This window comes from Streptomyces sp. NPDC020489, assembly GCF_044386545.1.
Lineage (GTDB): Bacteria > Actinomycetota > Actinomycetes > Streptomycetales > Streptomycetaceae > Streptomyces.
The window spans coordinates 154,207-161,142 of sequence record NZ_JBIRUZ010000003.1 but is presented as its reverse complement, the minus strand read 5'-3'; the positions used below and the strand labels follow the sequence as shown (position 1 = coordinate 161,142).

Here is a 6,936-nt window from a genome sequence, read left to right as displayed (position 1 = left end):
GCCAGGCGGTTCGCGGCGCGGCGCTCAGGCCGCCAGGACGGGTTCCTCCTCCCCCGCCGGGGAGGAGGCCCCGTCGTCCAGCAGGGCCATCAGGGACGCGCGGGCCCGGGCCACCCGGGAGCGGACCGTGCCCACGGGGCAGTCGCTGACCGCGGCCGCCTCCCCGTAGGGCAGGCCGACCAGCTGGGTGAGGACGAAGGCCTCGCGGCGCTCGTCCGGCAGCGCCTCCACCAGGTCGAGCAGCGCGATGCCGTCGTCGAACCCGGGCAGGTCCCGCGGCTGCGTGCGCTCGACGGCCAACTGCCAGTCCGGTACGTCGCACAGCCGGGGCCGGGCGGAGGCGCGCCGGTGGCTGTCGACCACCGCGCGGCGGGCGATGGCCAGTAGCCAGACGCGGGCCGAGGAGCGGCCCTCGAACCGGTGCAGGCCGGCGAGCGCCCGCAGGAAGGTCTCCTGTGCCAGGTCGTCGGCAGCCTGGGGATCGCCGCTCAGGTGGGCGACGTACCGCTTCACGTCGAGGTGCAGGGCGCGGACGAAGTGCTCGACCGCGTCCGCGTCACCGCCCCGGGCGGCGAGCGCCCAGGCCGTGGCCGACTCGTCGCCCCGGGCGGCGAGCGCCCAGGCCGTGGCCGACTCGTCCGGCGTCATCGCTCCGTCGTGGGACGCGGGCGCGGCGGACAGGGCAGAAGTGATCACGTGGTGTCCTTCTCGGTCATCCATGATCCGGACCGGTGCGCGTGTCGGCGCGGGCGGTCCGGTGCGGGGAGACGGCCGTACGGCGCCCGCGGGCGGGTACGGCCGAGGCCCGAGGCACCCCCTGGGCGGCCTCGGGGAACCGGCTGTCGTCAGGCGACAGCGGTCCCCGCGGGCGGCCCCCGAGAAGTGATCGCGTGGACGAGGAGAAGGCGCGGCACCCGGTCCGAGGACGGCCGGTGCGCGCGCACGCGCGGCGGCTCGGTGGTGCCGGGCACCGGGGCGAGCAGCAGGCGCAGGGGCGCGGCCAGCCGCCCGGCCACGGCCCGCAGGATGCGGAACGCGGCCTTCTCGCCGTACGCCAGCCACAGCCCGCACAGCAGTCCGGCCACCAGGTGAGCGGCGAGCATGCCGAAGGACGAGGAGCCGGCCATGGAGTGACCCGCCTGCCCCAGGGGCCCCATGTCCATGGCGTCCATGTCCACGGACGCCATGGCGTGCAGGTGCGACGAGCCCATGTGCGCGGAGTCCATGTACGCGGGGTCCATGTGCGCGGGGTCCATGTGCGCGGGTTCCATGTGGCCGGACCCCATGGAGTGCCCTGTCGTTCCGGACCCGGCGGCGCTGCCGCCCGCGGACTGGGCAAGGGAGAACGCCGAGTGCAGCCCGCTCTGGGCGGCGACGACGACCGTCACGACCAGCGGCAGCCCGCGCTCACGGCCGGCCAGGCACCATCCCGCGCCGCCGGTCACGACCGCCCCGAGGGCCAGCGCCCAGGCGGGGACGTGGCTGCCGGACATCATGACGTGGCCGAGGGCGGCGAGCAGCACACAGACGGCCGCGAAGACCGCGGCCCGTACCGTGCGAGAACACCACCCTGCTGTCATGGCGCCTCATCCTCGCATCCGGACCCGTTCATCAGGCAGGGGTACGGAAACCGCCCCCGATCCACTCAGGCCCGCCGGCCGGCGTGTCAGGGCGCCGCCGCCTCGGGTTCGTCCGCCGCGGACGGGTGGACGTACCTGTCCTCCTGGAACGGGGTGAACCAGGAGCCGAACGCCGTGAGTTCGACTCCGAGCCCGGCCCACGGCGAGACCTCGTCGGTGCCGTCGGCCGCGTCGCCGTAGAGCCACTCGTGGTCCGTGTCCGCGTACACGTGCGCGGCGAAGGCGCCGAGGGCGGCGCCGACCTCGTCGTCGAGGAGGCCCTCGCGTTCCAGGACCGTGGTCGCCCGACCGATGAGGAGGCGCAGGGCGAACCCCTCGGCGACACAGGCGAGCCGCCGGAAGCCGCCGTCGGTGAAGCGCGTGGTCATGGCAATGACCGTCACCAGGAAGCGGCGGGCGAAGCGGGCGTCGTACTGGAGTGCGTAGCGGTCGGGAAGGCGCTCCAGGTGCCACAGGGGCCCCTCGCACTCCGCGACGGTGGCATCCTCCTGGGTCAGGACCTGCACGTCCTCGAACAACTCGGCGACCAGCAGCTCGGTGGCGTGGACCAGGGCGCCCGCGGCCAGCCTGGCGCTCACGGGCGCGACGGCGAACCGGTCGCCACCGGTGTCCCCCTCGTCGTCCTCGGCGCCGAGCACACCGAACACGGCCGGCGGGAAGGAGCGCAGTTCGGCCGCCAGGCCCAGCAGCCGACCGCGCGAGGAGGCGCCCTCGGCGTCGGCGTCGCCCGCGGCCACCGTGCCCTCGTCCCCGGCGCCCGCGGTGTGCCGGGCCTTGCGGGCGGCGGGGTCGTCGGGCGGGGCGTCCGGCCCCTCGGCGGCGTCCAGGCTCTTGCGGGCCAGGTCCTGGTGCAGTTCGACCTCGCAGCGGTCGATCGTCCAGTCGGCCAGCAGTTCGGAGCGCTCCAGCAGTTCGTCCACCAGCACCCGCACCGAGTCCTCGGCGGGCTCCAGCGCCGGGGCGTCCACGAAGACCTTGAGCAGGGCCCCCTCGGGATGCACGGCCACGATGCTGTCGAGGATGCCGACCTGCACGCCACCGGGCGCCTCGACGGCCCGCACGGCGTCGAACCCGTCCTCGATGAGCGCCACGGCGCCGGCCCGCTGCAACGGATCCATCTCCGGAGTGCCCTCCGGGATACAGGTCTCCACGGTCACTACATACGTCACAGGTCCGAGCCTCGCAGGAAACCACCGCCCGCGCGACGGATCACCGCTGTCCGTAAAGCGAACTCGGCCCCCGGCAAGGGAGAACCCGGCGCTCCCTGTGGGCAGCGCCGCGCTGCTCGGGCCGCTCCACCGCCCCGGCGCCCGCGACCACCGACCGCACGGCGAGGGAGTGGACACCGCAGGTCAGGGCGAGGCCGGGATCACCAACGGCCGCGCCGACGACACGCGCTGCGCCCCGCTCAGGACCTGGCTGCCCACCAGACCGGCGAACCCCCGGCGCCGCGCCCCGGCCCGCGGGGGCATGCCGACGCCGCGGGCTGAGGCGCTACCCGTCCCGGCGGGCTCGCTCCCGCCCGGCGCGCGCCCGGGCCGAGAGCTACAGACCAGGAGAGACAGCAGATCAGGCGCCCTTCGCCGCCGGCTCCAAAATCGCCACGCACTCCATGTGATGCGTCATCGGAAACAGGTCGAACACCCGAAGCGTCCGCACCCGGTACCCCCCGTCCCTGAAGTACCCCAGGTCCCGCGCCAGGGCCGCCGGGTCGCAGGCCACGTACGCGATGCGTCGCGCGCCCAGTGACGACAGGTGCTCGACCGTCTTGCGCCCCGCCCCCGCGCGCGGCGGGTCCAGGACGATGAGGTCGACCTCGGTGATCCCGGTGCGCGGGAGGACGGTCTCGACCTTGCCCTGCTCGATGCGGACGCGGTCGAAGGCGGCGAGGTTGTGTCGCGCGTCCTCCACCGCCCGCTTGCCGGACTCGATGCCGAGGACCGCGCCCTGGTCGCCGAGGCGGTCGGCGAGGGCGCCCGCGAAGAGGCCGACGCCGCAGTAGAGGTCGAGGGCCATGTCGCCCTTGCGCGGCAACAGGCCCTGCATGACCGCGGTCACGAGGGTGTCGGCCGCCTTCGGGTGGACCTGCCAGAAGCCGCCGCTGCCCACCCGGTGCGTCCGCCCGTCGGCCCGCTCGCGCACGAAGGCGCGGCCGTGGACGCGGTGGACGCCGCCGTCCTTCTCCTCGACGCGCATGACGGACACCGGCTTGTCCAGCTCCACCAGGGGAAGGCGGGCGCCGGGGCGGGGCTCCAGGATGACCATGCGGTCCTGCGAGCCGGTCGCGGCGATGGCCTCCACGGACGCCATCCCGGACCAGTCGCGCGCCTCGATGCCCAGCTCGCTGACGCCCGGCGCCGCGATCATGCAGTGGTCGATCGGCTCGACCTCGTGCGAGCGGTGGCGGCGGAGCCCGGCGTTGCCGTCGGCGTCGACCGCGTACTGCACGCGCGTGCGCCAGCCGGGGACCTCGCCCGGCGGCAGCTTGTCGCCCTCGGCCGGCATCACCGTGCCGTCCCAGCCGGCCTCCTCGGGCGTCAGCCCCGCGAGCCGCTGGAGCTGCTCGGCGACGACCTCGCCCTTCAGCCGTCGCTGGGCGCCCGGCTTGGCGTGCTGCCAGTCGCAGCCGCCGCAGCGGCCGGGCCCGGCGAAGGGGCAGGGCGGCTCGACGCGGTCCTTGGAGGCCGAGAGCACGGAGACCGCGTCGGCCCGCAGGAACCGCGCCCCCTCCTCGCCCTCGGTCACCCGCGCGACGACCCGCTCACCGGGCAGCGTGTGCCGGACGAACAGCACCTGGCCGTCGGACGTACGGGCGATGCAGTGCCCGCCGTGCGCGACGGGTCCGACCTCGACCTCGAACTCCAGCCCCACCAGCGATTTCTTCGGTTCTGCCTGCATGGCGGGGTGACTCCACAACGTCAAGGGAAGCGGCGGGACGACGCCCGCCAGGACAACAGCCCACCAGTCTACTTCGGCGCCGACGTCTCCTTGGCCCGCTCCACGGCCGGACCCCGCCGCACCGCACCCGGCGCGTTCCAGTCCTGCCGCTTGCGAGCCCGCTTCTTCGCGGCCTCCGAGGACTGCAACTGGTACGGCACCGAGGTCACCATGACCCCCGGCGTGAAGAGCAGCCGGCCCTTGAGCCGCAGCGCGCTCTGGTTGTGCAGCAGATGCTCGTACCAGTGGCCGACCACGTACTCGGGGATGATCACGGACACCGCGTCCCGCGGGGACTCCTTGCGCAGGCTCTTCACGTACTCGATGACCGGCCGCGTGATCTCGCGGTAGGGCGAGTCCAGCACCTTCAGGGGTACGTCGATCCCGCGGCGCTCCCACTCGGCGCGCAGCGCCTTGGTCTCCACCGGGTCGACGTTGACGCTGAGCGCCTCCAGGGTGTCGGAGCGCATCAGCTTGGCGTACGCCAGGGCCCGCAGGGTCGGCCGGTGGATCTTGGAGATCAGGACCACCGAGTGGACGCGGGAGGGTCGTACGCTGTCGTCGCTCGGGCCCTCGGGGGCGGCGATCTCCTCGGCCACCCGGTCGTAGTGCTTACGGATGGCGGACATCGTCGCGTAGAAGATCACCATGCCGAGCAGGGCGACCCAGGCGCCGTGCGTGAACTTGGTGACCAGGACGACGACCAGGACCAGGCCGGTGAAGAAGGCGCCGAAGGCGTTGATGGCCCGGGAGCGGACCATGTGGCGGCGCTTGTTCGGGTCCTTCTCGGTGGCCAGGTGGCGGTTCCAGTGCCGGACCATGCCGGTCTGGCTGAGCGTGAAGGACACGAACACGCCGACGATGTAGAGCTGGATCAGCCGGGTGGAGTCGGCGCCGTAGATCCCCACCAGCAGTCCGGCCGCGCCGGCGAGGAGCACGATGCCGTTGGAGAAGGCCAGGCGGTCGCCGCGGGTGTGCAGCTGACGCGGGAGGTAGCGGTCCTGGGCGAGGATCGAGCCGAGCAGCGGGAAGCCGTTGTACGCCGTGTTCGCGGCGAGGAACAGCACCAGCGCGGTGGCGGCGGCCAGCACGATGAACAGGAAGCTGCCCTTGCCGAAGACGGCCTCGGCGACCTGCGAGATCACCGGGTTCTGGACGTAGTCGGAGCCGACCGCGGCGCCGTCCTTCAGGAGGTCCACCGCCGGGTTCTCGGCCATCCGGACCTTGGTGACCATGGCCAGCGCGATGATGCCGCAGAACATGGTGACGGCCAGCAGGCCCATCATCGCCAGCGTGGTCGCCGCGTTCTTCGACTTGGGCTTGCGGAAGGCGGGGACACCGTTGGAGATCGCCTCGACGCCGGTGAGGGCGGCACAGCCGGACGAGAAGGCCCGCAGCAGCAGGAAGACCAGCGCGAAGCCGGCCAGCCCCTGGTGCTCGGGCTTGATCTCGTACGACGCCGTCGGCGCCCGCATGGTGTCGTCGAGGACCAGCCCGCGGAAGGCGCCCCAGGCGATCATGATGAAGACGCCCGCGACGAAGACGTAGGTCGGGATCGCGAAGAGCGATCCGGACTCCCGCACCCCGCGCAGGTTCATCAGCGTGAGCAGCACGATCACCGCGATGGCGCAGGACACCTTGTGCTCGACGACGAACGGCACCGCGGAGCCGAGGTTCTCGATGCCGGAGGAGATCGAGACGGCGACGGTGAGGACGTAGTCGACGAGCAGGGCGCTGGCGACGGTGAGTCCGGCCCTGGGACCGAGGTTGGTGTTGGCCACCTCGTAGTCGCCGCCGCCGCTCGGGTAGGCGTGGACGTTCTGTCGGTAGGAGGCGACCACCGTGAACATCAGCACCACGACCGCGACCGCGATCCAGGGGCTGAAGTGGTACGCCGACACACCCGCGATGGACAGGACCAGCAGCACCTCGCCGGGCGCGTACGCCACGGAGGACAGCGGGTCGGAGGCGAAGACGGGGAGGGCGATGCGCTTCGGCAGGAGCGTTTCCCCCAGCCGGTCACTGCGCAGTGCGCGCCCGATCAGAATCCGTTTGGGCACGTCGGTCAGTTTGGACACGACAAAACATCGTAGGCGTTCGAACGGGTGCCCAACCACCCGCCACCCCGCTTGTGCCCTCCGAGTGAAAAGACGATGCGCCCCGGCTGCGGATTCCGTGGGTGGCCGGATGCGCGTGCCTATATGACAAAAACCCGTCTGTCGCCGCCCCTTGGAGGCTCCATGCACACGACCGCAGAGCTGATCGGCGCCGCCGCCGCGCTCGTCGGCCTCGGATTCCTGACTCTCGCGAGTGTCCGCAGCATCAGCCGTCGCTGAGGCGCTATCAGTCGTCCTGATCG

Annotated in this window: 5 protein-coding genes; all 5 read right to left on the bottom strand. The window is 72.8% G+C overall.

The window, feature by feature from the left end:
• Nucleotides 1-24: 24 nt before the first annotated feature.
• The 5 genes from ACH41F_RS07865 to ACH41F_RS07845 all read right to left on the bottom strand — a co-directional run bounded on the left by ACH41F_RS07865 (nucleotide 25) and on the right by ACH41F_RS07845 (nucleotide 6,655).
• Nucleotides 25-696, bottom strand: coding sequence for a sigma-70 family RNA polymerase sigma factor (locus tag ACH41F_RS07865; RefSeq protein ID WP_398833808.1), 672 nt, complete (start codon nucleotides 694-696; stop codon nucleotides 25-27).
• Between the two features lie 149 nt (nucleotides 697-845).
• Entirely contained in the window at nucleotides 846-1,580 is a 735-nt protein-coding gene (locus tag ACH41F_RS07860; RefSeq protein WP_391233749.1) for a hypothetical protein, read from the bottom strand.
• An 86-nt stretch (nucleotides 1,581-1,666) separates the two neighbouring features.
• The gene (locus ACH41F_RS07855; protein ID WP_398833806.1) at nucleotides 1,667-2,809 is read right to left on the bottom strand and encodes a hypothetical protein; all 1,143 of its coding nucleotides are present in this window, start codon (nucleotides 2,807-2,809) and stop codon (nucleotides 1,667-1,669) included.
• 400 nt (nucleotides 2,810-3,209) lie between these two features.
• Nucleotides 3,210-4,538, bottom strand: a complete 1,329-nt coding sequence (locus ACH41F_RS07850; protein WP_398833804.1) for a class I SAM-dependent RNA methyltransferase — start codon at nucleotides 4,536-4,538, stop codon at nucleotides 3,210-3,212.
• A gap of 68 nt (nucleotides 4,539-4,606) precedes the next feature.
• Nucleotides 4,607-6,655 (bottom strand): amino acid permease, encoded by a 2,049-nt coding sequence (locus ACH41F_RS07845; RefSeq protein WP_391233737.1) that lies wholly within the window; start codon nucleotides 6,653-6,655, stop codon nucleotides 4,607-4,609.
• Nucleotides 6,656-6,936: the final 281 nt, after the last annotated feature.